This is a genomic window from Burkholderia sp. PvR073 (assembly GCF_054055695.1).
Map to the genome: position 1 here is coordinate 180,906 of NZ_JBSRXO010000004.1, position 24,155 is coordinate 205,060.

Here is a 24,155-nt window from a genome sequence, read left to right on the forward strand (position 1 = left end):
ACGAAAACCCTGGGGTCCCCGAATGTATCAGTACGACCAGTACGACCAGACGATCGTCGACGAGCGAGTCGCACAGTACCGCGATCAGGTGCGCCGCCGCCTGTCGGGCGAGTTGAGCGAAGACGAGTTCCGTCCGTTGCGCCTGCAGAACGGCCTGTACATGCAGCGCCACGCGTACATGCACCGCATCGCGATTCCGTACGGCAACCTGCGCAGCGACCAGCTCCGCATGCTGGCGCGCATCGCCCGCGAACACGACCGCGGCTACGGCCACTTCTCGACCCGCTCGAACATCCAGTTCAACTGGGTCGAGCTGGAACACACGCCGGAAATCCTCGCGAAGCTCGCATCGGTGCAGATGCACGCGATCCAGACGTCGGGCAACTGCATCCGCAACATCACGGCCGACCAGTTCGCCGGCGTCGCGCAGGACGAGGAGATCGATCCGCGTCCGTGGGCCGAGATCCTGCGCCAGTGGTCGACGTTCCATCCCGAATTCGCCTGGCTGCCGCGCAAGTTCAAGATCGCGGTGTCCGGCTCGAAGGACGACCGCGCGGCCGTGCAGATCCACGACCTCGGCGTGTACCTGAAGAAGAACGCGCAGGGCGAAGTGGTCGCCAGCATCCTCGCGGGCGGCGGTCTCGGCCGCACGCCGATCGTCGGCGCGGTGATCAAGGAAGACCTGCCGTGGCAGCACCTGCTCACCTACTGCGAAGCCGTGCTGCGCGTGTACAACCGCTACGGCCGCCGTGACAACCTGTACAAGGCGCGGATCAAGATCCTCGTGAAGGCGCTGTCGCCCGCGAAGTTCGCGCAGCAGGTCGAGGAAGAGTGGCAGCACCTGAAGGACGGCCCGTCGACGCTCACGCAGGCCGAGCTCGACCGCGTGTCGCAGTCCTTCTTGCCGCCCGTCTACGAGAAGCTCGCCGACACCGACGCATCGTTCGAACAGCACCTGCTCGAGAACAAGGCGTTCGCGCGCTGGGTCGAGCGCAACGTCGCGCCGCACAAGGTGCCGGGCTATGCCGCCGTGACGCTGTCGCTGAAGGACCACCGCGTGGCCCCGGGCGACGCGACCGACGCGCAGATGGACCTGGTGGCCGACTGGGCCGACGCGTACTCGTTCGGCGAACTGCGCGTGTCGCACGAGCAGAACCTGATTCTCGCGAACGTGAAGAAGCGCGACCTGTTCGCGCTGTGGGAAAAGGCGAAGGCGGCCGGTTTCGCGACGCCGAACGTCGGCCTGCTGACCGACATCATCGCGTGCCCGGGCGGCGACTTCTGCTCGCTCGCGAACGCGAAGTCGATCCCGATCGCGCTGGCGATCCAGCAGCGTTTCGACGATCTGGATTACGTGTACGACCTCGGCGACCTGTCGCTGAATATTTCCGGTTGCATGAACTCGTGCGGTCATCATCACGTGGGTAACATCGGCATCCTCGGCGTCGACAAGGACGGTGCCGAGTGGTACCAGGTGTCGCTCGGCGGCGAGCAGGGCACGGGCCGCAACGGCGCGCGCCTCGGCCGCGTGATCGGGCCGTCGTTCTCGGCGGAAGAAGTGCCGGACGTGATCGCGAAGCTGATCGACACGTTCGTCGAGGCGCGCACCGACGGCGAGCGCTTCATCGACACGTACGACCGCATCGGCATCGCGCCGTTCAAGGAGCGCGTGTATGCGGCGCGCCAGGCAGTGAACGCGTAACCAACCGGCTAGAAGGAATTTGCAGATGGCTTCGATTATCAAGAACCGCGCAGTGATCGACGACGCATGGCAGGTCGTGCGCGCGGCGGAAGACGGTGCGCTGCCCGCGGTCGACGCGTTGCCGGCCGGCAAGGTGCTGGTGCCGTTCACCCTGTGGCAGGCCGAGCGCGCGGCGCTCGTCGCCGCGAAGACGAAGGGCGAACTGGGCGTGTGGCTCGCGCCCGACAGCGAGCCGGCCGATCTCGTGGCCGACTTCGGCGCGATCTCGCTGATCGCCGTCGACTTCCCGCGCTTCGCGGACGGCCGCGGCTACAGCATCGGCCGCCTGCTGCGCGAGCGCCACGGCTGGACCGGCGAGCTGCGCGCGATCGGTGATGTGCTGCGCGACCAGCTGCTGTACATGTCGCGTTGCGGCTTCGACGCGTTCGCGGTGCGTGCCGACAAGGACATCCACGACGCGCTGAACGCGTTCGCCGAATTCACGCAGCGTTACCAGGGCGCGTTCGACGAGCCGGCGCCGCTGTTCCGCCGCCGCGCCGACGCAGCGACGCCCGACGCGAAGGTGAGCGCATGAGCAGCGCGAACGCACTGACGCCGGAACTCGCCGCGAAGGTCGAGCGCCTCGACGCGCTGCTCGCGCAGATCGGCGCCCGGCACGAGAAGGTGAAGTTCGCGAGCAGCCTCGCCGCGGAAGACATGCTGCTCACGCACGCGATCCTGTCGAAGGGCGCATCGATCGGCATTTTCTCGCTGAACACCGGCCGCCTGCATGCGGAAACGCTGGGCATGATCGACCGCGTGCGCGAGCGCTATGGCTACGAGATCGAGCAGTTTCACCCGCAGCAGGACGCGGTCGACCAGTACGTCGCCGAGCACGGCCTGAACGCGTTCTACGAAAGCGTCGAGCTGCGCAAGTCGTGCTGCCACATCCGCAAGGTCGAGCCGCTGAACCGTGCGCTGGCCGACGTCGGCGCGTGGGTCACGGGCCAGCGTCGCGAGCAGTCGGTCACGCGTGCGGAGCTGCACGAGGAAGAGCAGGACGAAGCGCGCGGGATCGCGAAGTACAACCCGCTCGCCGACTGGACGGAAGCCGACGTGTGGGCGTACCTGAAGGCGTTCGACGTGCCGGTCAACCCGCTGCATGCGCGCGGCTACCCGAGCATCGGCTGCGAGCCCTGTACCCGCGCGATCCGTCCCGGCGAGGACAGCCGGGCGGGCCGCTGGTGGTGGGAGTCGCGCGACACGAAGGAATGCGGGCTGCACATCACGATCACGCCGATTCCCGCGAACGCCGAAGCTGGCGCCGCGCACTGACAGCCGACAAGAAACCGAATATTGCGCCGCCTGCGACAGCGGGCGGCACGAACCCAGAAGAGAAGGACTGAAATTATGAGCACGACGCTCGAGCAATCCGCCTTTGCCCCGCCCACCGGTACCGACAACCGCATGGGCCACCTCGACTGGCTCGAAGCCGAGTCGATCCACATCCTGCGCGAGCTGGTCGCCGAGTGCAGCAAGCCGGCGCTGTTGTTCTCGGGCGGCAAGGATTCGGTCGTCGTGCTGCACCTCGCGCTGAAGGCATTCGGCCTCGGCACGAACCGCAAGACCACGCTGCCGTTCCCGCTCGTGCACATCGACACGGGCCACAACTACGAGGAAGTGATCGACTTCCGCGATCGCCGTGCGCAAGAGCTCGGCGCCGAGCTGGTGGTTGGCCACGTCGAGGATTCGATCAAGCGCGGCACGGTCGTGCTGCGCCGCGAAACCGATTCGCGCAATGCCGCGCAGGCCGTCACGCTGCTCGAGACGATCGAGCAGCACGGCTACACCGCGCTGATCGGCGGCGCGCGCCGCGACGAAGAGAAGGCGCGCGCGAAGGAGCGGATCTTCTCGTTCCGCGACGAATTCGGCCAGTGGGATCCGAAGGCGCAGCGCCCGGAACTGTGGAGCCTGTACAACGCCCGCCTGCACAAGGGCGAGCACCTGCGCGTGTTCCCGATCTCCAACTGGACCGAACTCGACGTGTGGCAGTACATCGCCCGCGAGAACCTCGAACTGCCGTCGATCTACTATGCGCACGAGCGCGAGATCGTGCGCCGCAACGGGCTGCTCGTGCCCGTCACGCCGCTCACGCCGATGCGTGACGGCGAGACGAGCGAGATCGCGCAGGTGCGCTTCCGCACGGTCGGCGACATCAGCTGCACGTGCCCGGTGGCGAGCGATGCGGACGACGTCGAGAAGATCATCGCCGAGACGGCCGTGACCGAGATCACCGAACGCGGCGCGACCCGGATGGACGACCAGGCCTCCGAAGCCGCGATGGAACAGCGCAAGAAGCAAGGTTATTTCTGAAGCACACGAGGACATTCAAATCATGAGCATCATCGAGAACACCGAAGACCTCGGCGTGCTGCGCTTCATCACCGCAGGCAGCGTCGACGACGGCAAGAGCACGCTGATCGGCCGCCTGCTGTACGACAGCAAGGCCGTGCTGTCCGACCAGCTGTCCGCGCTGTCGCGCGCGAAGAACAAGCGCACCGTCGGCGACGAGCTCGACCTCGCGCTGCTGACGGACGGGCTCGAAGCCGAGCGCGAGCAGGGCATCACGATCGACGTCGCGTACCGTTATTTCGCGACCGCGAAGCGCAAGTTCATCATCGCCGACACGCCGGGCCACGAGCAGTACACGCGCAACATGGTGACGGGCGCATCGACCGCGCATGCGGCGATCATCCTGGTCGACGCGACGCGCGTGACGTTCGAGAACGGCGTTGCGCAACTGCTGCCGCAAACGAAGCGCCACAGCGCGATCGTGAAGCTGCTCGCGCTGCAGCACGTGATCGTCGCGATCAACAAGATGGACCTGGTCGACTACAGCGAAGCGCGCTTCAACGAGATCCGCGACGCATACGTCACGCTCGCGAAGCAGCTCGGCCTGACCGACGTGCGGTTCGTGCCGGTGTCGGCGCTGAAGGGCGACAACATCGTCGGTGCGAGCGAACGCATGCCGTGGTATGCGGGCGAGCCGCTGCTCGACGTGCTCGAGTCGCTGCCGGTCGAGACGCAGGCGCATGACGCGCTGCGCTTCCCGGTGCAGTGGGTCGCACGCCAGGACGGCAGCTCGGCCGACGATTTCCGCGGCTACATGGGCCGGATCGAATCGGGCGAGGTGAAGGTCGGCGACGAAATCGTCGTGCTGCCGTCGAACCGCACCGCGACGGTCGCCGAGATCGTCGCGCCGGTGCCGGGCGGCACCGCGTCCGTCGCGCACGCATTCGCGGGCCAGACGGTGACGATTCGCCTCGCGGAGGATGTCGACGTGTCGCGCGGCGACATGTTCGTCACGACCGCCGAGCCGGTCGAGCCGGCGAAGAAGCTCGAGGCCGACCTGTGCTGGTTCGACGAGACGCCGCTGTCGCCGCAGCGCAAGTATCTGCTGAAGCAAACCACGAGCACGGTGTTCGCGAAGATCGGCGCGGTCAAGGAAGTGCTCGACGTGCATACGCTGTCGCAAGCGACCGACCGCCAGGAACTGAAGATGAACGACATCGGCCGCGTCGCGCTGACGCTGCAGAAGCCGATCGTCTGCGACACGTACGATGCACATCCGGGCACGGGCGCATTCGTGCTGATCGACGAGGCGACGCACCACACGGTCGCCGCCGGCATGATCCGGGCGTTCTCGGCGTAACCGGCGTTGCGCGCCGCCCTCGTGGCGGCGCGGGCCGGCCGCCGTCCGCACGGGCAGAACCGAAGCGAAGCGACAAACATGGGCAAGGTGTATCTGATCGGAGCAGGGCCGGGCGCCGCGGACCTCATCACGGTGCGCGGCGCGCGGCTGCTCGAGCAAGCCGACGTCGTGCTGCACGACGCGCTGGTCGAGCCGGCGATGCTCGACTACGCGCCGAACGCGCGCAAGATCGCGGTCGGCAAGCGCTGCGGGCAGCGTTCGACCGCGCAGCACTTCATCAACAAGCAGATCGTCGACGCGGCGCGCGAGCATGCATGCGTCGTGCGGCTGAAGGGCGGCGACCCGATGCTGTTCGGTCGCGCCGAAGAGGAAATGCGTGCGCTCGAGGCGGCCGCCATCGACTACGAGGTCGTGCCGGGCATCACCGCGGCGCTGGCCGGCGCGGCGACGCTGAAGCGCTCGCTGACGTTGCGCGGCGTGTCGCGCAGCGTCGCGTTCGCGACGCACAGCCGCGCCCCCGGCAGCGACGAGATTCGCGAGGCGGCGCGCGCCGATTCGATCGTCTACTACATGGGCCGCGACAGCGCGCCGGGAATCGCGCAGGAGCTGATCGACGCGGGCCGGGCGCCCGCGACGCCGGTGGCGATCGTCGAGGCCTGCAGCACGGTGCGCGAACGCACGCTGACGCTGACGCTCGCGCAGATGGCGGCGGGCGACGCGCAGGCGTGGCTCGATCCGGCGGAACCGAGCCTGCTGATGATCGGCGATGCATTCGCCGAACGCGTGCGACCCGCGAAAGCGGGCGATGCGTTGCGCAATGCGGCTTGAGTCGACGTAGCGGTTCCCAAGCGGCAGCCGCTCGGCTTCGCGGTGGGTGATTCAAACGAGCGCTGGCGGAAGCCGGCGCTTTTTTGTTGGTGCCGTTGATCCGGCTACGCGTTGCGGCCGATCTGGTCGATGCAGTAGCGTGCGATGGCATCGAGCACGCCGTCGTCTTCGCCGACCGCCGTCGCGCAATGGATCTCGACATTCGGATGGGCGGCCCGGCAGGCATCGACGAGCTGCGGCAGGTCGCGACGGACATGGCCGCCCTGGCCGAAGAACACGGGCACCACGGTGATGCGCGTGCAGCCGGCCGCGACCTGCGCGGCGACGGCTGTGTCGAGCGAAGGCGTCATCAGTTCGAGGAACGCGAGCGACACGTGCGGCGCGGGTGCGCCGCTGCCGCGCAGCCGCGCGGCCAGCCGCTCGAACGGCTCGGCCCAGCGCGGATCGCGTGCGCCGTGGCCGAACAGGACGATGCCGTGCGAACTCATGTCGAAGCCTCCGTCGTGACGGCGCTCAGTGCCGGTCGACCCACTTGAGCGCGAACAGGCCGAGCGCGAGATAGATGAGGCCCGGCGTCGCCGCGGTCAGCGGCGCGGGCCACGTGTTCAGCGTGCCGATGTGCGAGAACAGCGTGTTGAGCAGCTGGAAGCTCATGCCGAGCATGATGCCGCCGAACACCTTCACACCGACCACGCCGGCGCGCGTATGCAGGTACGCGAACGGCAGCGACAGCACGAGCATCACGAACACCGCGAACGGGTAGAGCAGCTTGCGCCACAGCGCGATGTCGTAGCGCTGCGTGTCCTGCTGATTCTCGCGCAAGTGCTGGATGTAGCGGAACAGGTTGATGATCGACATCCGTTCCGGCGACACGAGCAGCACCGACAGGATCTGCGGCGTCAGGTCCGAGCGCAGCCGGTATTCCGGCAGCGTCACCTGTTGCGACCGGTACACGGGGTTCAGCGCGTCGGCCGGTGCGCCGCTGATCGGCTTGATCGGCGTCAGTTCGGTTTCCGTGACGCCCGTGAGCAGCCAGTGGCCGGGCGGCTCGTAGCGGCCCGTCTGCGCGATCCGCACGTTCTGCAGCTGGAATTTGGAGTCGAACTCGTAGATGCGCACGTTGCTGATCGTCGAATCGGGCGACAGGTTGCCGACGTTGACGAAGCGCGTGACCTGCTCGCCGTTCTCGCGGGCCGCGAGCGTGTCCTTCACCCACACGCCCGACTGGAAGTTCGACGACACCGACGCGCCGAGCGCCTGCAACCGCACGCGTTCGGACAGCTGGTCGGCGTACGGGCCGACGAATTCGCCGATCATGTAGGTGATGATCACGAGCGGAATGCCGATCTTCAGCAGCGAGCGCAGCGCCTGGTTGGTCGCGAGGCCCGACACGCGGAAGATCGTGAATTCCGAGTTCGCGGCCATTTGCGCGAACACGTAGATCGCGCTGATCAACGCGGCGACCGGGATGATCTCGTAGAAGCGCGACGGGGTTTGCAGCGCGACGCGCAGCACCGCGTAGCCGAACTTGTAGTTGCCGTGCCCGACCGAGTTCAGTTCGCTGATCAGGTCGAAGAAGAAGAACAGGCCCGAGAACGCGAACAGGATGAAGACGAACGTGACGTAGATCTGCCGCGCGAAGTATTTTTCATAGAGCCGCATCGATCATGCTCCCGAGCGGCCGAACAGCGCGCGTGTCAACAGCGGACGATTGCGCACGCGCAACCAGAAGATAAGCGCGACGATCGCCGCGACGACCACATGCAGGCCAACCAGGCCGACGCCGAACGACATCTTGCCCTGCTCGATCTGCGCCTGCACGACGTTCAGCAGGTTCGAATACGTGAGGTAGATCAGCACGGCCATCACGAGGTTGATCGTGCGGCTGCGGCGCGGGTTCTGGTACGACAGCGGGATGCCGAGCACCATCAGGTTGATCGCGATCAGCGGCAAGCCCGCGCGCCATGCGAATTCCGCGAGGTTGTCGCGCGTCGGGTTGCGCAGCAGGTCCGGCGTGGGCGTGCTGTTGGTGGTCGGCACGTTGGTGACCGGGGTGCTCGTGATCTTCACGCCGTAGCGCTGGAACTCCATGATCTTGAAGTTCGGCTGGCCGGGCGTGCCGTCATAGCGGCGGCCATCTTCCAGCACGACGAAACGATCGCCGTCCTTCGTTTCCGTGTGGCCCGTGTGCGATACGACGATATTGACCTTGCCGTTCTCGGTCGACGTGACGAACACGTTCTGCACCTTGCTCTGGTCCGGCGACATCTTCTCGATGAAGAACACGCGATGGTTCGACGCCGATTCGCGGAACTGGCCGGGCGCGAGCAGCGAGATCTCGTCGCGCTGCTGGAAGCGCGCCTTGATCATCTTGCTCTGCTGGTTCGACCACGGCCAGCCGACGAACGCGAAGAACGCGATCAGCAGGATGATCGGCGTGGCGAACACGCCGATCGGCTTGATCAGGCGCGTGAGGCTGACGCCGGACGCGAGCCAGACGACCATTTCGGAGTCCCGGTACCACCGGGTCAGCACGAACAGGATCGATACGAACAGCGTGACGACGAGCATCACGGCGAGATAGCCGATCACGGTCAGGCCGATCAGCACGAGCACGTCCCGCGGATCGATTTCGCCGGACGCGGCATAGCCGACGATGCGGATCATCATCGTCGTGAGCATGATCGTGAGCAGCACCATGAACACGGCGCCAGCCGTATACGCAAGCTCGCGCTGGAGGGAGCGTTCGAAGATCATTCTTGATGAGAAGAGGGCGGGAGGCTGCGCACGCGTGGTGGAGCGCTCGCGCCGCCACGGGAAAAATAGCGGATAATTGCGGCTTTCATCCTTAGCCCAGATTTTATCCGAGGACAAGCGCGATGGACTTTAGCATAAAAGGCTGTGATTGGAGCAAAGGCGAGGCCAAGGGGTTCCTGACGGGGAAGTCCGATTGCATCGTGCTGGGCATCTTCGAGGCGCAAACCCTGTCGGGCGCGGCGCTCGACATCGACACGGCCACCAAGGGGCTGATCTCGCGCGTGGTGAAGGCCGGCGACATGGACGGCAAGCGCGGCAAGACGCTGTTCCTGCACGAAGTATCGGGCATCGGTGCGTCGCGTGTGCTGCTCGTCGGCCTCGGCAAGCAGGATGCTTTCAATCAGAAAGCCTACAACGACGCGGTGACGGCCGCATGGCGCGCGCTGCTGGCGACCAAGATCGTCCAGGTCACGTTCACGCTCGCGCAGCTGCCGGTCGACGAGCGCAGCTCCGACTGGGGCGTGCGCGCGGCGATTCTCGCGCTGCGCAACGAGACCTACCGCTTCACGCAGATGAAGAGCAAGCCGGAACCGGCGTCGCACACGCTCAAGCGTGTCGTGTTCAGCGTCGATCCGGCCGATGAAAAGGCGGCGAAGCTGGCAGTCAAGCAGGCCGTCGCCCTGGCGAACGGGATGGATCTCACGCGCGACCTGGGCAACCTGCCCGGCAACGTGTGCACGCCGACCTATCTCGGCAACACCGCGAAGAAGATCGCGAAGGATTGGGGTCTGAAGGCCGAGGTGCTCGGCCTGAAGCAGATCCAGGCGCTCAACATGGGCTCGTTCCTGTCGGTCGCGCGCGCGTCGGTCGAGCCGCCGCAGTTCATCGTGCTGCATTACCAGGGCGCCGCCGCGAAGGTCGCACCGGTCGTGCTGGTCGGCAAGGGCATCACGTTCGACACGGGCGGCATCTCGCTGAAGCCGGGCGAGGGCATGGACGAGATGAAGTACGACATGTGCGGCGCCGGTTCGGTGCTCGGCACGATGCGTGCGGTCGCCGAAATGGGGCTGAAGATCAACGTCGTCGCGATCGTGCCGACCTGCGAGAACATGCCGGGCGGCAACGCGACGAAGCCGGGCGACATCGTCACCAGCATGAAGGGGCTGACGATCGAGGTGCTGAACACCGACGCCGAGGGCCGCCTGATCCTGTGCGACGCGCTGACCTATGCGGAGCGCTTCAAGCCGGCCGCGGTGATCGACGTTGCGACGCTGACGGGCGCTTGCGTGATCGCGCTCGGCGCCCACAACAGCGGCCTGTTCTCGAAGGACGACGCACTGGCGGGCGAACTGCTCGACGCATCGCGCGAAGCGAACGATCCGGCGTGGCGCATGCCGCTCGACGACGAGTACCAGGATCAGCTGAAGTCGAACTTCGCGGACATCGCGAACATCGGCGGGCGTCCGGCCGGTGCCGTGACGGCGGCGTGCTTCCTGTCGCGCTTCACCGACAGCTATCCGTGGGCGCACCTGGACATCGCCGGCACCGCCTGGAAGGGCGGCGCGGCGAAGGGCGCGACCGGCCGTCCGGTGCCGCTGCTCGCGCAGTTCCTGATCGACCGCGCCGGCCAGTGATGGCAGGTCTCACGACGATGCGGGTGCGCGGGCAATGACGCGAATCGATTTCCATTCGAACGTCGGCGATTCGCTCGCGTACGCGTGCCGGCTGCTGCGCAAGGCCTATCAGGCCGGGCAGCCGGTCGTCGTGCTCGCGGAACCCGCGCGCCTGCGCGCGCTCGACGAGCGGCTCTGGACGTTCTCGCCGCTCGATTTCATCCCGCATTGCGGCGTCGACAGCGCGCACGCGGCCGGTACGCCGATCGTGCTGGCCGCCGATCTCGACCAGGCGCCGCATTACCATGTGCTGCTGAACCTCGGCGCGGCCGTGCCCGCGCAGTTCGCCCGCTTCGAGCGCCTGCTCGAGGTGGTCGGCAACGCGCCGGACGAGCTGGCCGCGGGCCGCGACCGCTATCGCTTCTACCGCGATCGCGGCTACGCGCTGAACAACTACAAGCAGGGCAGTTAGCCGCAACCGTCGACGGAGCCTTCCCGTGACACAAGCCGAATCCTCTTCGATCCCGACGCTGACCGACGTGCTGGTGCCGGGCAAGCCGGTGCCGGCGCGTTCTTCCGTGGCCGATATGCCGCCGCGCGACGATGCCGCCGTGCCGGAACACACAGGAACCGACCCCGAATTCGTGGTGGTCGAGCCGGTGCCGACGCCGCACGTCCCGACCGTCGAACTGCCGGGCGACAGCGACGCACCGGCGCAACCCGGTGCCGCCGGGCACGTCGTCGCCGAGGAATCGGCCGGGATGCAGGCGCCGCTGCGATCCGCGCTGGCCGCCGACGATGCGCAGCAGCCCGGCTTGGCCGCGGCGCCGGCGGAGGCCGACGAAGCGGTGCTGTCGCACCGGGGCGCGCCGGCTGCCGACGGGCTGGCTACCGATCATCTCGCCGGCGCGGCGCAGCCGGACACGCATGCGGCCGTCGCGTTGACGCCAGAGGACGCGCAGCATATCGCCGAGCGTCTGCGCAATCGGCTGACGAATTATCTGACCGGGGAAGGGCGCGAGGCCATCGAGGCCCGCTGCCGTGACGCGCTGCACGACCATACGGCGTGGCTGGTCGGCCAGATCACGCGCGAGGTGGCGCTGGCGCTCGAAACCGAAGTGATGGAGTGGGTTCGCGACGCGGTCGACGAAGAGATCGCCCGCCGCCGGACCGGTCGTTCAGGCTGAGTGCACGATCGTTTCGTGCAGGGGAACGCGAGTGTGGTTCCGTTCCTCGTCGATGACGATCGCCGGGCCGGTCATGTCGAGGAGAGCAGCACGGTGCCCGGCGCGAAGCGCAGCGCGCGTGCGCCTGTTCATCCGGTTCAATGCAGCGACAGCACCCACTGCGCGAGCGTGTGCGCTTCGGCGCTCGTCAGCTGCGTATTGGCAGGCATCGGCACGCTGCCCCACACCCCGATACTGCCCTTCACGATCGATTGCGCGAGGTAATCGACCGCGTCGGCGCGCGCCGCGTACTTGCCGGCGATGTCGTGGAACGGCGGGCCCATCAGCGGCTTGCTGACCGCATGGCAGGCCACGCAGTTCTTGCGCTGCGCGAGCGCGAGCCCGTCGCCGGCCAGGTCGGCGTGCGCGGCCGCCGCGCTGCCGGTCAGCAGCGCCGCGAGCAGCGCGCGCAATATCGTCTGTTTCATGCGGTTCTCCGCCGGCGGGGACGGCCGGCTTCACGGTCCGCGCATTATAAAAGCAAAGGGGAAACGCGTTTTGCGCGTTTCCCCAGCGGTCGCCTGAAATGGGGTCGCATGCCCCGCGCGCCGCATCAGCCGGTGACGGCGCCCTGATTCGCCGGGCGGGCGAGGGCCGCATACTTGGCGAGCACGCCGCGCGTGTAGCGCGGCGCCGGCCGCTTCCACGCGGCGCGGCGGCGCGCGAGCTCCGCGTCGTCGACGTTCAGCTGCAGCACCAGCCGGTGCGCATCGATCGTGATCGAATCGCCTTCCTGTACGAGCGCGATCGTGCCGCCGACGAACGCCTCGGGCGCGACGTGGCCGACCACCATCCCCCAGGTGCCGCCCGAGAAGCGGCCGTCCGTGATGAAGCCGACCGATTCGCCGAGCCCCTTGCCGATGATCGCCGACGTCGGCGCGAGCATTTCCGGCATGCCGGGGCCGCCCTGCGGGCCGAGATAGCGCAGCACCAGCACGTCGCCCGCGCGGATCCGGTCGCCGAGGATCGCGTCCATCGCGCTTTGCTCGTCGTCGAACACGCGCGCCGGGCCCGTGATCACCGGGTTCTTCAGGCCCGTGATCTTCGCGACCGCGCCGTCTTCCGCGAGGTTGCCCTTCAGGATCGCGAGATGGCCTTCCTTGTACAGCGCGCGATCGATCGGGAAGATCACGTGCTGGTCCGCGCGCGGCACGCCCGGCACGTCCTTCAGTTCCTCGGCGATCGTGCGGCCGGTGATCGTCATGCAGTCGCCGTGCAACAGCCCCGCATCGAGCAGGATGCGCAGCACCTGCGGGATGCCGCCTGCCTGGTGAAGATCGGTCGCGACGTACTGACCCGACGGCTTCAGGTCGCAGAGCACCGGCACGCGCTTGCGGATGCGCTCGAAGTCGTCGATCGTCCAGTCGATCTCGGCCGCGTGCGCGATCGCGAGATAGTGCAGCACCGCGTTGGTCGAGCCGCCGGTGGCCATGATCAGCGACACCGCGTTCTCGATCGATGCCTTCGTGATGATGTCGCGCGGCTTCAGGTCGCGCTTCACGGCCTCGACCAGCACGCGCGCCGATTCGGCGGCCGAATCGACCTTCTCCTGGTCGGGATTCGCCATCGTCGACGAGTACATCAGCGACATGCCGAGCGCCTCGAACGACGAGCTCATCGTGTTCGCGGTGTACATCCCGCCGCACGACCCCGACGTCGGGCACGCGTTCTTCTCGACCCCTTCGAAATCCTCCTGCGACATCCGGCCCGCGGTGAACTCGCCGACCGCCTCGAACGACGACACGATCGTCAGGTCGCGACCCTTCCAGTGGCCGGGGCGGATCGTGCCGCCGTACACGTAGATGCCCGGCACGTTCAGGCGCGCGAGCGCGATCATCCCGCCCGGCATGTTCTTGTCGCAGCCGCCGACCACCACCACGCCGTCCATCCACTGGCCCTGTACGCAGGTCTCGATGCAGTCGGCGATCACTTCGCGCGACACCAGCGAGTACTTCATCCCCTCGGTGCCCATCGACATGCCGTCCGAGATCGTCGGCGTGCCGAAGATCTGCGGGTTCGCGTCGGCCGCCTTGATCGCCGCGACGGCCGCGTCCGACAGCCGCTGCAGGCCCGAGTTGCACGGCGTGATCGTCGAGTGGCCGTTCGCGATGCCGATCATCGGCTTGTCGAAATCGTCCTTCTGGTAGCCGAGGGCGTAATACATCGAGCGGTTCGGCGAACGGGCCACGCCTTGCGTGATGTGCTTCGAGCGACGGTTGTACGGCATGGGGAACTCCATCGTTGTGTTGGCGGCGCTCGCGAACGGCGCGCCGGTTCGGATCAATCAAGAATGGAGTTTCCGGTTTGGGATGTCCAATATATTATTTGTCGCTTATTAAGTCGTTTTGCGAATGAGTGAAGCATGGCTGAGCCGACGCCCGACCTGCGCCAGTGGCGCTATTTCGTGACCGTTGCCGACGAGCGCCACTTCGGCCGCGCGGCCGAGCGCCTGTCGATGACGCAGCCGCCGCTGTCGCAGGCGATCCGGGCGCTCGAGGATGCGCTGGGCGTCGCGCTGTTCGTGCGTACCAAGCGCTCGGTCGCGCTGACGGCGGTTGGCGCGGCGCTGCTGCCCGACGTGCGCCGGCTGCTCGCGTCGGCCGATGCGCTGCCGCCGCTCGCGCGGCGCCTCGCGCGCGGCGAAGCCGGCTCGCTGTCGCTCGCGTTCGTGTCGACCGCCGATTACGGGCTGCTGCCGTCGCTGCTGCGCGCGTTCGGTGCGCGCTATCCGCAGGTGCGGCTGCAGCTCGCGGAGGCGACGAGCGACGTGCAGATCGACGAACTCGTCGCGGGACGCATCGACGCGGGGCTCGTGATTCCCCCGGTGCCGCCGCGCCACGCGGCCGGGCTGTCGTACCTGCCGGTCGTGCGCGAGCCGCTGGTGGTCGCGATGCCGGCGGCCGCGGCGCCCGACGTGCCCGAGGACGAGCCCGTGCATCTGGCCGACCTGGCCGCGCTGCCGCTCGTGATCTTCCCGCGTCGTTTGGCGCCCGGCTTTTATGACATCATTACGGGCTGCTACGGCGCGGCGGGGGAAACTCCGCGCATCGGCCAGGAGGCGATCCAGATGCAGACGATCGTCAGCCTCGTGTCGGCCGGCATGGGCGTCGCACTGGTGCCGCAATCGCTGCGTAACCTGCGGCGCACCGGCGTGGTCTACCGGCCGCTCGCCGGCGACGCGCCGGTCGTCGAGACGGGCCTCGTATGGCGCACGGGCGATGTCAGTCCCGTGCTCGCCGGCTTCATCGACGTCGTGCGCGCGCACGGTCTCGCCACGTGATGCGAACGATAGCGCGCCGGCGCCGTCCAATGCGCGGTGCGGCGCCGGTGCGAGCGCCGTATCGCATTCGAAAACTTCATCGCTAATCCATGATCATTCACCCGAATTTCGACCCCGTAGCGATCCATCTCGGGCCGCTGGCCGTGCGCTGGTACGGCCTCATGTATCTCGTCGGCTTCATCGCGGCGATCGTCGTCGGCCGGATCCGCCTGAAGCTGCCGCATGTCGCGGCGCAGGGCTGGACCGCGAAGGACATCGACGACATGATGTTCTACGGCGTGCTCGGCACCGTGCTCGGCGGCCGGCTCGGCTACGTGCTGTTCTACAAGGCCGACTTCTACTTCTCGCATCCGCTCGACGTGTTCAACGTGTGGGAGGGCGGGATGTCGTTCCACGGCGGCTTCCTCGGCGTGACGCTCGCGATGGTGCTGTTCGCGTGGCAGCGCAAGCGCCACTGGCTGCAGGTCACCGATTTCGTCGCGCCGATGGTGCCGGCGGGGCTCGCGGCCGGGCGGCTCGGCAACTTCATCAACGGCGAGCTGTGGGGCCGCGTGACCGATCCGAATTCGCCGTGGGCGATGCTGTTCCCGGGCGCGATGCGTGATGACGCGGCATGGCTGCCGAAGCATCCGGCGCTCGTCGAGAAGTGGCATCTCGCCGACGTGTTCATGCAGTACCAGATGCTGCCGCGCCATCCTTCGCAGCTCTACGAAATCGCGCTCGAAGGCATTGCGCTGTTCTTCGTGCTGTTCTTCTTCGCGCGCAAGCCGCGGCCGTTGGGTGCGGTGTCCGCGCTGTTCCTGATCGGCTACGGGCTCGCGCGCTTCACGGTCGAATTCGCGCGCGAACCGGACGACTTCCTCGGCCTGCTCGCGCTCGGCCTGTCGATGGGACAGTGGCTGTCGCTGCCGATGATCCTCGTGGGCATCGCGCTGTTGGTGTGGGGCTACCGCCGACGCCCGGTGAATGCGGCTGCGTGATGGGGTTGCGTGCTGGGGTTGCGTCGTGCGCGAGCAGTGTGACGCATGATGCGTGATGCGATGCCGATGTAGTCGATCGGCATGCGCATCGATCGCAGGAGCGCAAACGAAAAACGCCGGCCCGAGGGCCGGCGTTTTTGCATCTGCCGTGTGCGGTGCGATGTGCGTTACTTCATCTGCACCGAGCCGTTGACCGTGACCGACACGGTCGCCTTGCCGCCTTCGACCGCGATCGGTGCGCTCATCTTCGCGCTGTCCATCGGCGCCGCGGCCATCGCCATCATGCGCGGATATGGCTGCACGTTGCGCCCGCCGCCGACGTTGACGTCGCGAATCGAGTAGCTGCCGTAGCCGAAGGCCTTCGCGGCTTCGTCCGCGCGCGCGCGGAACGACTTGATCGCTTCGGTCGTGAGCTTCTGCTCGGCCGCGCGCTGCGCTTCGGGCGACAGCGAGAACTCGACGTTCGCGATCTGCATCTGGTTCGACAACTGGCCCGCGAGCTTCGACGCCGCCGCGAAATCGCGCGATTCGAGCACGACTTCGGTACGGCCGCGCCATGCGGAGATCTTGCCGTCGCGATCGGTGCTCGGATACACGGAGAACGCACCGGTGTGCGCGGTGACGCCCGACACGCCCTTCGCCTGCGCGAGCGCGGCATCGGCGCGCTGGTTCAGCGCGGACGTCAGGCTGCCCGGGTCCTTCGCCTGCTGTTCGTAGAACAGCGTGATGTGGATGATGTCCTGCGGCACGTCGGCGCTGGCCTGCGACGACAGCGACAGCACGCCCGCCGGCTCCGGAAAGTGCGGGTTCGCCGTTTGCGCATGCGCGGCCGGCGACGCGAGCGTCAGCGCGACGGGCACGGCGGCGGCGAGGGCGAGCGACAGCGCGAGTGCGGTTTTCTTGGTCATTGTTGGACTCCTTGTGCGAGGGCGCGCACGCGGATCACGCGTGCGCGACGCGGGCGTGCCGCGCGACGAAAAAACGGCCGTCGGCCCGAGCGGGCGACAGCGGTTGCTTAGGCTGCGCGAACGCGCCGCGAGTTCCGTGGCGGTGGCGCGTGTTGACGGGATTTGACCTTTGGCTTGCGTGCGCGTGCTGCGCGCGCCTACTGCGTGCGCCTACTTCATCAGCTTTTCGGTGATGAAGCGCCATTCGGCGCGCGTGACCGGCGTGATCGACAGCCGGTTGCCGCGTGCGAGCACACGCATGTCGGCGAGTTCGTCGTGTTCGCGCAGCGCGGCGAGCGGCACGAGCGGCGACTTTTTCACGAAGCGCACGTCGACGAGCAGCCAGCGCGGTGCTTCCTGCGTCGACTTCGGATCGTAATACGGGCTTTTCGGATCGAACTGGGTGGGATCAGGGTAGGGCGTCGATGAGACTTCGGCAAGGCCCGCGATGCCCGGCTCGGGGCAGCTCGAGTGATAGAACAGCACGCCGTCGCCGATCTTCATCGTGTCGCGCATGAAATTGCGCGCCTGATAGTTGCGCACGCCGGTCCAGGGCAGCGAGTGCTGCGGCGCGTGGGCGAGATCGTCGATGCTTGCTTCGTCCGGTTCGGACTTCATCAGCCAGTATTGCATGGATCGTGATCGATGCAGAAAGGGCGTGACGGCCTGACTGCATACGCGTTCGGCATGCAGACAGACCTTGAAAAGGAAACGGCATCGGGATGGCCCGATGCCGTTGAATAGGTCCCCGCCTTGGCCGCTAGGCCGGCATCCTGAACCTGAGGTTCAGAATTGGTCGCAGTTAGCAGCACTTCGGGTACATCAGACAGAGTGACGCGCGCGCCCGTGCTACAAATTTCCGCAACCGTGCACATGGCATTGGTTCAAGGAATATATGACCTTGGCGAACCAGGCAGGGAAGCTGACTGAACTGTGTTTCGTTGCGCCAATTTGACCACCGTTGATCGCTGAGATCAAGGGGAATCGACGCATCGATCAAACGTTACTGCGTCTCGTGCTGTGCGAGCACCGCGCCGAGCTGTTCGTTCATCTGGTGCATTGTACGACGGATTTCTTCCGCCGGAAATGCTTCACCGTGCCGCACGCTCGTTTGCAGTCGCAGCAATTCGGATGCGAGCGACAGGGCCGCCATCACCGCGATGCGATCGGTGCCGCGCACCGAGCTGTTCGAGCGGATTTTCGACATTTCGGCATCGACGCGCGCGACGGCCTCGAGCAGCGCCGCTTCGGTCTCGGCCGAGCAGGCGAGCCGATAGGGCTGACCGAGAATCGAGACTTCGATCTGCTTGGTGCTCATGCATGTTCTCCGTGGCTGGCCGCGTCGTCGCTATCCAGGCGCGCCTGTGCATCCAGCAGATCGAGCTGGTTGTCGGCTTGCTCGGCGCTCTTCGTGCGCGGCAGCTTTTCGAGAATCGCGTTCAGTTTGACCTGAGCGTCGTCGATCTTTGCCGACAGCGTGTCGCGCTCGGCCGCGAGTGCATTGCGTTCGTCGCGCAGTTGCGCGAGTTCCGCGCGGACGGTGTCCGCTTCCGCGCGCATTTGCGCGACCTGCTCCTCGAGCGCGAGCCGTTCCGAGTGATAGCGCTTGTTCAGCGAGATCAGACGGCCAATATTTTGAGATAAAGTTTCGAGTTCGTTGAGCATCTGCTGCGTCCTCTAAAGACCCAGCATTTTAGCGCGGAATAACGCGCATTCCGACATCTGTAACGTTTCCAGTCGTAACACCCCCGCTTCTTGCCGCGAATATGCGCGTCCGACGCGCTCCCGGCATGCGTTTGGGCGCTTTCTTGACGCTCGTGCGGCCCGCTCCTAAACTGGCGCCGCCTCGGTGCTCGCGCGTGCGTCGCGCGGTTAAACGGGAAGCAGGGCGCGTGCTCCGCACGGAGATCGCCAACCTGCGCTGCCCCCGCAACGGTAAGCGGCCGCGTCGCATGACGCAGGCCGGCTCGGGCGCGTTTCGCGTGCAGGTCGCACGCGGGCGCGGGCCACTGCGCGTGAAACGCGCGGGAAGGCGAGCCGGTACGCCGCCAGCCCGGATACCGGCCGAGGCGAGGAGCCTGCACGGCTTCATGACGCGCGGCCTGCGGGGAAGCGGGGCGCGCAGTGCTTCACGGGACTTGTCTTCGATGCTGACCCCAATCGTTCGCCCGGCGCCCGGTGCGCGCCGCGGCGTACTGTTTGCCGCCGTCGCGCAGGCTGCGGCATACACCGATCCGTCCGGATCGGCGACGTCGCACGTTGCACGTCAAGCGGCGCCCCGATCCGTCGCGCGGCGCACTGACGCACCCTTGCCGCCGGAAGTCGCCGTTGCCGAGCCGGCCGTGCTTGACGGTGACGCCGGCGCGACGCCGGTCGACCCGATGGGGCGGCTTCCACTATATTGCGCAGAACGTCGGCCGCGCGAACGTGCGGCTCGGCGGATCGCGGGCGTGTGCGCGGCCGTGTGGCGTCGGCTCGACCGACGCGCGACCAACCGCCACGTCGCGCGACGCGCTCGGCCAAACGCGGAATCGGGGGGCCGATCGCCGCACGCGGTATCGTGCGTCGATGGCGGCGAATCGCGCGTTCGGCTGCGTGTGGTGCCTGAGCCATGCGCCCAATGATTCGGGCGGCACGCGGCGCGGCGACGACGCGATCGTCAATCCTGCCGCGCGCGATGACATCGCCGGGTCACCGGTCGTCCGCGCACGCATCAACAACCTGCTCAACGAGGATGACGAGCTTGCGTATGCCTACAACACGCCGCGGCGCGATGCCCGTGCCGCGCACGGCCGGCAACGGCGATAAGCGAAGGCGTCGTGCGTCGTGCACGATGTCGTGCACCGCATGAGCGCCGCGCGTGCCGCGTCGATCTGGGCCGCGCTCGCGGCCGTGGTCGCGCTGCTGTTCGTCGCGTCGCTGTCGATCGGCAGCGTGCCGATGTCGCCGTGGCAGGCGCTCGCGTCGCTCGTGCCGCACGGCGGCGACGCGCTGTTCGCCGACATCGTGCGCACGCTGCGGCTGCCGCGCGCGCTCGCGGGCTTCGCATGCGGCGCGCTGCTCGCGCTGGCCGGGGCGCTGCTGCAGGTGCTGCTGCGCAATCCGCTCGCGGAGCCGTACGTGCTCGGCGTATCGGGCGGGGCGGCCGGCTTCGCGCTCGTCGCGATGATCGCGGGCGCCGCGTGGTGGCTCGTCGATGCGTCCGCGTTCGCCGGCGCGCTCGTGTCGGTCGCGCTCGTGCTCGGGCTTGCTCGCCGCGAGCTGGGGCGCGGTGATTCGCGCGATGCGTCGCCGCGGCTGCTGCTCACGGGTGTCGTGATCGCGGCCGGGTGGGGCGCGCTCGTTACGCTGCTGCTGTCGCTCGCGCCCGATGCGCGGCTGCGCGGCATCATCTTCTGGCTGACGGGCGACCTGAACGGCGTGACGGCGCCCTGGTTCGCATGGGGCGCGCTGCTGCTGGCCGCATGCGTCGCGCTGCCGGCCGCGCCGCAACTCAACGTGCTGCTGCGCGGCGACGCGACCGCGCTCGCGCTCGGCGTGCCGGTCGCGCGGCTGCGCATGCGGATCTACCTCGTCGCGTCGCTGGCCGCCGCGGCCGCGGTGACGACGGCCGGCACGATCGGTTTCGTCGGCCTCGTCGTGCCGCACGCGCTGCGGCTCGCATTCGGCAACGACCAGCGCATGCTGCTGCCCGCCGCGATGCTCGCGGGCGGCGGCGGCGTAATGGCGGCCGATCTGCTCGCGCGCACCGCGATCGCACCCGCGCAATTGCCGGTCGGCGTGATGACCGCGCTGATCGGCGTGCCGGTGTTCCTGTGGATGTTGCTGAGGAGACCGATGCGATGACGCACGCCGTACCGCACACCGCCGGCGACATGACCTGCGCGGCCGTCGACCTGACGCTGAAGGCCGGCGACCGGACCCTGCTCGACGGCTTCACGCAGGCGTTCCGGCCCGGCGAGATCTGGTGCGTCGCGGGGCCGAACGGTGCCGGCAAGACGACGCTGCTCGCGACGCTCGCGGGCCTGTGGCAGCCGGCCGGCGGCCACGTCGAGATCGACCGCCTGCCACTCGCCGCGTGGCCACCCGAACAGCTCGCACGGCGCCGCGCGCTGATGCCGCAGCAACTGCACGACGCGTTCAGCGCGACGGTATTCGACACGGTGCTGCTCAACCGCTTTCCGTATCTCGGCGGCTGGGGCTGGGAACGCGACGGCGACCGCGCGGCTGCGCGCGATGCGCTCGCGACGTTCGGGCTGAGCGCGCTCGCGTCGCGTGACGTGCTGTCGCTGTCGGGCGGCGAGCGGCAGCGCGTCGCGCTGGCCGCGACGCTGTGCCAGGACGCGCCGCTGATGCTGCTCGACGAGCCGCTCGCCCATCTCGACCTGCATCACCAGATCGATGGCCTCGCCGCGCTGTGCACATGGCTCGACGCGGGCCCGCGCACGGTGCTGTTCTCGTGTCATGACCTGAATCTCGCGCGGCGTTTCGCGACGCACGCGCTGTTGCTCGACGGCTGCGGCCATGCGTGGGCGGGCCCCGTGCACGACGTGCTGACGCCGGCGCGCGCGAGCGACGCGTTCGGCTACCCGCTCGTGCTGATCCGCGAGAACGGCCGCGACGCGCTGCTGCCCGCGTGGCCCGAGCGGCGATGAACTTCCTTCTTTCGATGCGCGGCACCGGCCGCGCCAACGAGGCAATCTTCCGATGACGAATCCGACCGACTTCCCGCCCGCGATCGCGCCGCTCGACGACGCGCTGCGCAAGCGCCTGCAGCATGTGATCGATCACAAGACCAAGCCGCCCGGCAGTCTCGGCCAGCTCGAGGCGATCGCGTTGCAGATCGGCCTGATCCAGCGCACCGAGCGGCCGCACGTGCAGCGTCCCGTGACGATCGTGTTCGCCGGCGACCACGGGATCGCGGCCGAGGGCGTGAGCCCGTATCCGCAGGCGGTCACCGCGCAGATGGTGGCGAACTTCCTGGCCGGCGGCGCGGCGATCAATGCGTTCTCGGGTGTCGCGCAGTGCGTGCTCGAGATCGTCGATGCGGGCGTCGCGTCGCCGCTGCCGGTATCCGACCGGCTCGTGTCGCTGCCGGTTGGGCGCGGCACGCGCAACTTCGCGGCCGAACCCGCGATGACGCGCGACGAGGCGGCGACGGCGCTCGCGGCCGGCGCCGCGCGCGTGCGCCTGCACGCGTCGCTCGGCACGAACGTGATCGGCTTCGGCGAAATGGGGATCGCGAACACGTCATCGGCAGCGTGCCTGATGAGCCGCCTGCTCGACGTGCCGATCGACGCGTGCGTGGGGCGCGGCACGGGCCTCGACGACCAGGGGCTCGCGCACAAGCGCGCGGTGCTCGGCCGCGCGCTCGTCCGGCATTCGCACGCGATCGCGCCGCTCGACGTGCTCGCGACGTTCGGCGGTTTCGAGATCGCGATGATGACGGGCGCGTATCTCGCGGCCGCGAGCGAGCGCATGACGATCCTCGTCGACGGCTTCATCGCGACGGCCGCGCTGCTCGTCGCCGAGCGCATCGCGCCCGGCGTGCGCGATTACTGCGTGTTCTCGCATACGTCACACGAGGCCGGCCACCGGCGCATGCTCGAGCATTTCGGCGCGAAGCCGCTGCTCGCGCTCGACCTGCGGCTCGGCGAAGGCACGGGCGCCGCGCTCGCGCTGCCGCTGGTGCGCGCGGCGGCCGCGTTCCTCACCGAGATGGCGAGCTTCGAATCCGCGGGCGTCGACAATCGTGACGCCTGAGCGCGCGCGCGGCGGCGTACGCGCCGAACTGCGCTACTTCTTCGTCGCGCTCGGCTATTTCACGCGCGTGCCGGTGCCGCGCGCGATCGGCTATGCGGCCGGCGATCTTGACCAGGCCGCGCGTTACTTCCCGCTGGTGGGCGTATGCGTCGGCGCGTGGGGCGCGCTCGTCTATCTCGCGGCGCTGCGCGTGCTGCCCGCGTCGATCGCGGTCGGCCTGTCGATGGCCGCGACGCTGCTCGCGACCGGCGCGTTCCATGAGGATGGCCTGGCCGACAGCTGCGATGCGTTCGGCGGCGGCTATACGCGCGAAGACGTGCTGCGGATCATGCACGACTCGCGCATCGGCACGTTCGGCGCGGTCGCGCTCGTGATCACGCTCGGCCTGAAATGGCAGGCGCTCGCGGCCATGCCGCCGCTGCGCGCCGCGTGGACGATGGTCGCCGCGCATGCGGCGAGCCGGGCGGCGGCCGTGAGCCTGCTGATGTCGCTCGACTACGTTCGGCCGGAGGGCAAGGCGAAGCCGGTCGCGCAGCGCATGGGCGCGCGCGCGGCGTGGGTCGCGGCCGCATTCGGGCTGCCGTGGCTGTTGTGGCCGGACTGGCGCGCCGGCGTCGCGGCCTTCGTCGCGCTCATGCTCGTGCGGGCATGGGCGGCCCGCTATTTCGTGAAGCGGATCGGCGGTTATACCGGCGACTGTCTCGGCTTCGCGCAGCAACTGAGTGAACTGGCGATCTATCTGGTGGTGCTCGGATGGATCTCGTCCTGATTCGCCATCCGGCCGTCGATGTCGAGCCGGGCGTTTGCTACGGACGCAGCGACGTGCCGCTCGCCGCCTCGGCCGACGCGGGCGCGCGGGCCGTGCGCGCGCGTCTGGCGGCGCTCGGGGCGCCGTTGCCCGAGCAGGTCTGGACGAGCCCGCTGATACGCTGCGCGTCGGTCGCCGAACGGCTCGCGCAGGCGTTGGGCGTGCCGCTGCGACGCGACGCGGGCTGGCAGGAAATGGACTTCGGCGCGTGGGAGCTGCAGCGTTGGGACGATATCGACCGCGCCGCGCTCGATGCGTGGGCGGCCGACCTGATGCATGCGTGCGCGCATGGCGGCGAAAGCGTTGCACGGTTCGCCGCGCGTGTCGCACGGATCGCGGACGCGGTCGCGCAGACCGACGCGCCGCAATGGGTACTCACGCATGCAGGCGTGATTCGCACGCTCGCAGCGCACGCGTTGCGCGTGCCGCTCGATACGCTGCTGGCGCGACCGGTGCCGACGGCCGGCGTCGTATGGTTGCGCTTGGATGATGCCGCGCGCACGTGGGAAGTCGTCCACTGGGACGCGTAGGCGAAGCGCATGCTCGCCTGAAGCGCAAAC

General features: G+C 68.1%; 26 protein-coding genes, 1 other RNA gene and 1 riboswitch. Of the genes, 17 read left to right on the forward strand and 10 right to left on the reverse strand.

Features of this window, described 5'->3' with window-relative positions:
* Nucleotides 1-22: 22 nt before the first annotated feature.
* The 6 genes from ACVK00_RS15175 to cobA all read left to right on the forward strand — a co-directional run bounded on the left by ACVK00_RS15175 (nucleotide 23) and on the right by cobA (nucleotide 6,221).
* A complete protein-coding gene (locus ACVK00_RS15175) occupies nucleotides 23-1,702 on the forward strand; it encodes a nitrite/sulfite reductase (protein WP_284896523.1) in 1,680 nt (559 codons plus the stop codon).
* Nucleotides 1,703-1,727: 25 nt separating this feature from the next.
* Nucleotides 1,728-2,276 (forward strand): DUF934 domain-containing protein, encoded by a 549-nt coding sequence (locus ACVK00_RS15180; RefSeq protein WP_284896521.1) that lies wholly within the window; start codon nucleotides 1,728-1,730, stop codon nucleotides 2,274-2,276.
* Nucleotides 2,273-3,016 carry a phosphoadenylyl-sulfate reductase gene (locus ACVK00_RS15185; protein ID WP_166722907.1) on the forward strand — a complete coding sequence of 248 codons (744 nt, stop codon included), beginning with the start codon at nucleotides 2,273-2,275 and terminating at the stop codon, nucleotides 3,014-3,016. Before ACVK00_RS15180 ends, ACVK00_RS15185 begins: the two co-directional genes overlap by 4 nt.
* A 75-nt stretch (nucleotides 3,017-3,091) precedes the next feature.
* Nucleotides 3,092-4,054: a sulfate adenylyltransferase subunit CysD gene (cysD, locus tag ACVK00_RS15190; RefSeq protein WP_228905246.1), complete on the forward strand. Its 963-nt coding sequence runs from the start codon at nucleotides 3,092-3,094 to the stop codon at nucleotides 4,052-4,054.
* Nucleotides 4,055-4,076: 22 nt separating this feature from the next.
* Nucleotides 4,077-5,393, forward strand: a complete 1,317-nt coding sequence (locus ACVK00_RS15195; RefSeq protein WP_354122847.1) for a sulfate adenylyltransferase subunit 1 — start codon at nucleotides 4,077-4,079, stop codon at nucleotides 5,391-5,393.
* A 78-nt stretch (nucleotides 5,394-5,471) separates the two neighbouring features.
* On the forward strand, nucleotides 5,472-6,221 hold the full coding sequence (gene cobA, locus ACVK00_RS15200) for a uroporphyrinogen-III C-methyltransferase (protein WP_284896515.1): 750 nt from the start codon (nucleotides 5,472-5,474) through the stop codon (nucleotides 6,219-6,221).
* Nucleotides 6,222-6,325: 104 nt separating this feature from the next.
* Here cobA and ACVK00_RS15205 read toward each other — a convergent pair whose 3' ends face one another.
* The 3 genes from ACVK00_RS15205 to lptF are packed head-to-tail and all read right to left on the reverse strand — an operon-like array spanning nucleotide 6,326 to nucleotide 8,978.
* Nucleotides 6,326-6,709, reverse strand: a complete 384-nt coding sequence (locus ACVK00_RS15205) for a sirohydrochlorin chelatase (RefSeq protein WP_228905243.1) — start codon at nucleotides 6,707-6,709, stop codon at nucleotides 6,326-6,328.
* Nucleotides 6,710-6,734: 25 nt separating this feature from the next.
* Nucleotides 6,735-7,883 carry an LPS export ABC transporter permease LptG gene (gene lptG, locus ACVK00_RS15210; protein ID WP_166722911.1) on the reverse strand — a complete coding sequence of 383 codons (1,149 nt, stop codon included), beginning with the start codon at nucleotides 7,881-7,883 and terminating at the stop codon, nucleotides 6,735-6,737.
* Between the two features lie 3 nt (nucleotides 7,884-7,886).
* Complete coding sequence (lptF, locus tag ACVK00_RS15215; RefSeq protein ID WP_166722912.1) at nucleotides 7,887-8,978, reverse strand: LPS export ABC transporter permease LptF; 1,092 nt, start codon at nucleotides 8,976-8,978, stop codon at nucleotides 7,887-7,889.
* 122 nt (nucleotides 8,979-9,100) lie between these two features.
* Between lptF and ACVK00_RS15220 the strand changes: the two genes are divergently transcribed.
* From ACVK00_RS15220 to ACVK00_RS15230, 3 genes are read left to right on the forward strand one after another with little or no spacing between them, the layout of a single operon-like run.
* Nucleotides 9,101-10,612, forward strand: a complete 1,512-nt coding sequence (locus ACVK00_RS15220; protein WP_228905242.1) for a leucyl aminopeptidase — start codon at nucleotides 9,101-9,103, stop codon at nucleotides 10,610-10,612.
* A gap of 34 nt (nucleotides 10,613-10,646) precedes the next feature.
* Nucleotides 10,647-11,063: a DNA polymerase III subunit chi gene (locus ACVK00_RS15225; RefSeq protein WP_006750016.1), complete on the forward strand. Its 417-nt coding sequence runs from the start codon at nucleotides 10,647-10,649 to the stop codon at nucleotides 11,061-11,063.
* Nucleotides 11,064-11,088: 25 nt separating this feature from the next.
* Nucleotides 11,089-11,778, forward strand: a complete 690-nt coding sequence (locus ACVK00_RS15230; RefSeq protein WP_284896511.1) for a DUF2486 family protein — start codon at nucleotides 11,089-11,091, stop codon at nucleotides 11,776-11,778.
* 137 nt (nucleotides 11,779-11,915) lie between these two features.
* Here ACVK00_RS15230 and ACVK00_RS15235 read toward each other — a convergent pair whose 3' ends face one another.
* The gene (locus ACVK00_RS15235; protein ID WP_006750014.1) at nucleotides 11,916-12,245 is read right to left on the reverse strand and encodes a c-type cytochrome; all 330 of its coding nucleotides are present in this window, start codon (nucleotides 12,243-12,245) and stop codon (nucleotides 11,916-11,918) included.
* Nucleotides 12,246-12,370: 125 nt separating this feature from the next.
* Nucleotides 12,371-14,044, reverse strand: a complete 1,674-nt coding sequence (ilvD, locus tag ACVK00_RS15240) for a dihydroxy-acid dehydratase (protein ID WP_354122846.1) — start codon at nucleotides 14,042-14,044, stop codon at nucleotides 12,371-12,373.
* Nucleotides 14,045-14,179: 135 nt separating this feature from the next.
* Here ilvD and ACVK00_RS15245 point away from each other — a divergent pair, with 135 nt between their 5' ends.
* Nucleotides 14,180-15,097 carry a LysR substrate-binding domain-containing protein gene (locus ACVK00_RS15245; RefSeq protein WP_284896508.1) on the forward strand — a complete coding sequence of 306 codons (918 nt, stop codon included), beginning with the start codon at nucleotides 14,180-14,182 and terminating at the stop codon, nucleotides 15,095-15,097.
* Between the two features lie 89 nt (nucleotides 15,098-15,186).
* Nucleotides 15,187-16,077 carry a prolipoprotein diacylglyceryl transferase gene (gene lgt, locus ACVK00_RS15250; RefSeq protein ID WP_354122845.1) on the forward strand — a complete coding sequence of 297 codons (891 nt, stop codon included), beginning with the start codon at nucleotides 15,187-15,189 and terminating at the stop codon, nucleotides 16,075-16,077.
* 167 nt (nucleotides 16,078-16,244) lie between these two features.
* On the opposite strand, the gene ACVK00_RS15255 is transcribed toward lgt, so the two are convergent.
* From ACVK00_RS15255 to ACVK00_RS15275, 5 genes are all read right to left on the reverse strand, one after another.
* A complete protein-coding gene (locus ACVK00_RS15255) occupies nucleotides 16,245-16,985 on the reverse strand; it encodes an SIMPL domain-containing protein (RefSeq protein WP_006750009.1) in 741 nt (246 codons plus the stop codon).
* Nucleotides 16,986-17,195: 210 nt separating this feature from the next.
* The gene (locus tag ACVK00_RS15260; RefSeq protein WP_006750008.1) at nucleotides 17,196-17,657 is read right to left on the reverse strand and encodes an EVE domain-containing protein; all 462 of its coding nucleotides are present in this window, start codon (nucleotides 17,655-17,657) and stop codon (nucleotides 17,196-17,198) included.
* Nucleotides 17,658-17,765: 108 nt separating this feature from the next.
* Nucleotides 17,766-17,947, reverse strand: a non-coding RNA gene (ssrS, locus tag ACVK00_RS15265) — 6S RNA.
* 80 nt (nucleotides 17,948-18,027) lie between these two features.
* On the reverse strand, nucleotides 18,028-18,342 hold the full coding sequence (locus ACVK00_RS15270; protein ID WP_006478091.1) for a cell division protein ZapA: 315 nt from the start codon (nucleotides 18,340-18,342) through the stop codon (nucleotides 18,028-18,030).
* Nucleotides 18,339-18,689: an ATPase gene (locus ACVK00_RS15275; protein WP_284896489.1), complete on the reverse strand. Its 351-nt coding sequence runs from the start codon at nucleotides 18,687-18,689 to the stop codon at nucleotides 18,339-18,341. The genes ACVK00_RS15270 and ACVK00_RS15275 overlap by 4 nt, the downstream gene beginning before the upstream one ends.
* 165 nt (nucleotides 18,690-18,854) lie before the next feature.
* A riboswitch (cobalamin riboswitch) is annotated at nucleotides 18,855-19,107 on the forward strand.
* A 485-nt stretch (nucleotides 19,108-19,592) separates the two neighbouring features.
* Between ACVK00_RS15275 and ACVK00_RS15280 the strand changes: the two genes are divergently transcribed.
* The 6 genes from ACVK00_RS15280 to cobC are packed head-to-tail and all read left to right on the forward strand — an operon-like array spanning nucleotide 19,593 to nucleotide 24,125.
* Nucleotides 19,593-19,832 carry a hypothetical protein gene (locus ACVK00_RS15280; RefSeq protein WP_284896486.1) on the forward strand — a complete coding sequence of 80 codons (240 nt, stop codon included), beginning with the start codon at nucleotides 19,593-19,595 and terminating at the stop codon, nucleotides 19,830-19,832.
* Nucleotides 19,833-19,871: 39 nt separating this feature from the next.
* Nucleotides 19,872-20,870, forward strand: a complete 999-nt coding sequence (locus tag ACVK00_RS15285; RefSeq protein WP_006761136.1) for a FecCD family ABC transporter permease — start codon at nucleotides 19,872-19,874, stop codon at nucleotides 20,868-20,870.
* Entirely contained in the window at nucleotides 20,867-21,679 is an 813-nt protein-coding gene (locus ACVK00_RS15290) for an ABC transporter ATP-binding protein (RefSeq protein WP_284896482.1), read from the forward strand. Before ACVK00_RS15285 ends, ACVK00_RS15290 begins: the two co-directional genes overlap by 4 nt.
* A 52-nt stretch (nucleotides 21,680-21,731) precedes the next feature.
* Nucleotides 21,732-22,787 carry a nicotinate-nucleotide--dimethylbenzimidazole phosphoribosyltransferase gene (gene cobT, locus ACVK00_RS15295; RefSeq protein WP_228905222.1) on the forward strand — a complete coding sequence of 352 codons (1,056 nt, stop codon included), beginning with the start codon at nucleotides 21,732-21,734 and terminating at the stop codon, nucleotides 22,785-22,787.
* Entirely contained in the window at nucleotides 22,777-23,556 is a 780-nt protein-coding gene (locus ACVK00_RS15300) for an adenosylcobinamide-GDP ribazoletransferase (protein WP_284896478.1), read from the forward strand. The genes cobT and ACVK00_RS15300 overlap by 11 nt, the downstream gene beginning before the upstream one ends.
* On the forward strand, nucleotides 23,541-24,125 hold the full coding sequence (gene cobC, locus ACVK00_RS15305) for an alpha-ribazole phosphatase (protein ID WP_284896475.1): 585 nt from the start codon (nucleotides 23,541-23,543) through the stop codon (nucleotides 24,123-24,125). Before ACVK00_RS15300 ends, cobC begins: the two co-directional genes overlap by 16 nt.
* Nucleotides 24,126-24,155 lie beyond the last annotated feature (30 nt).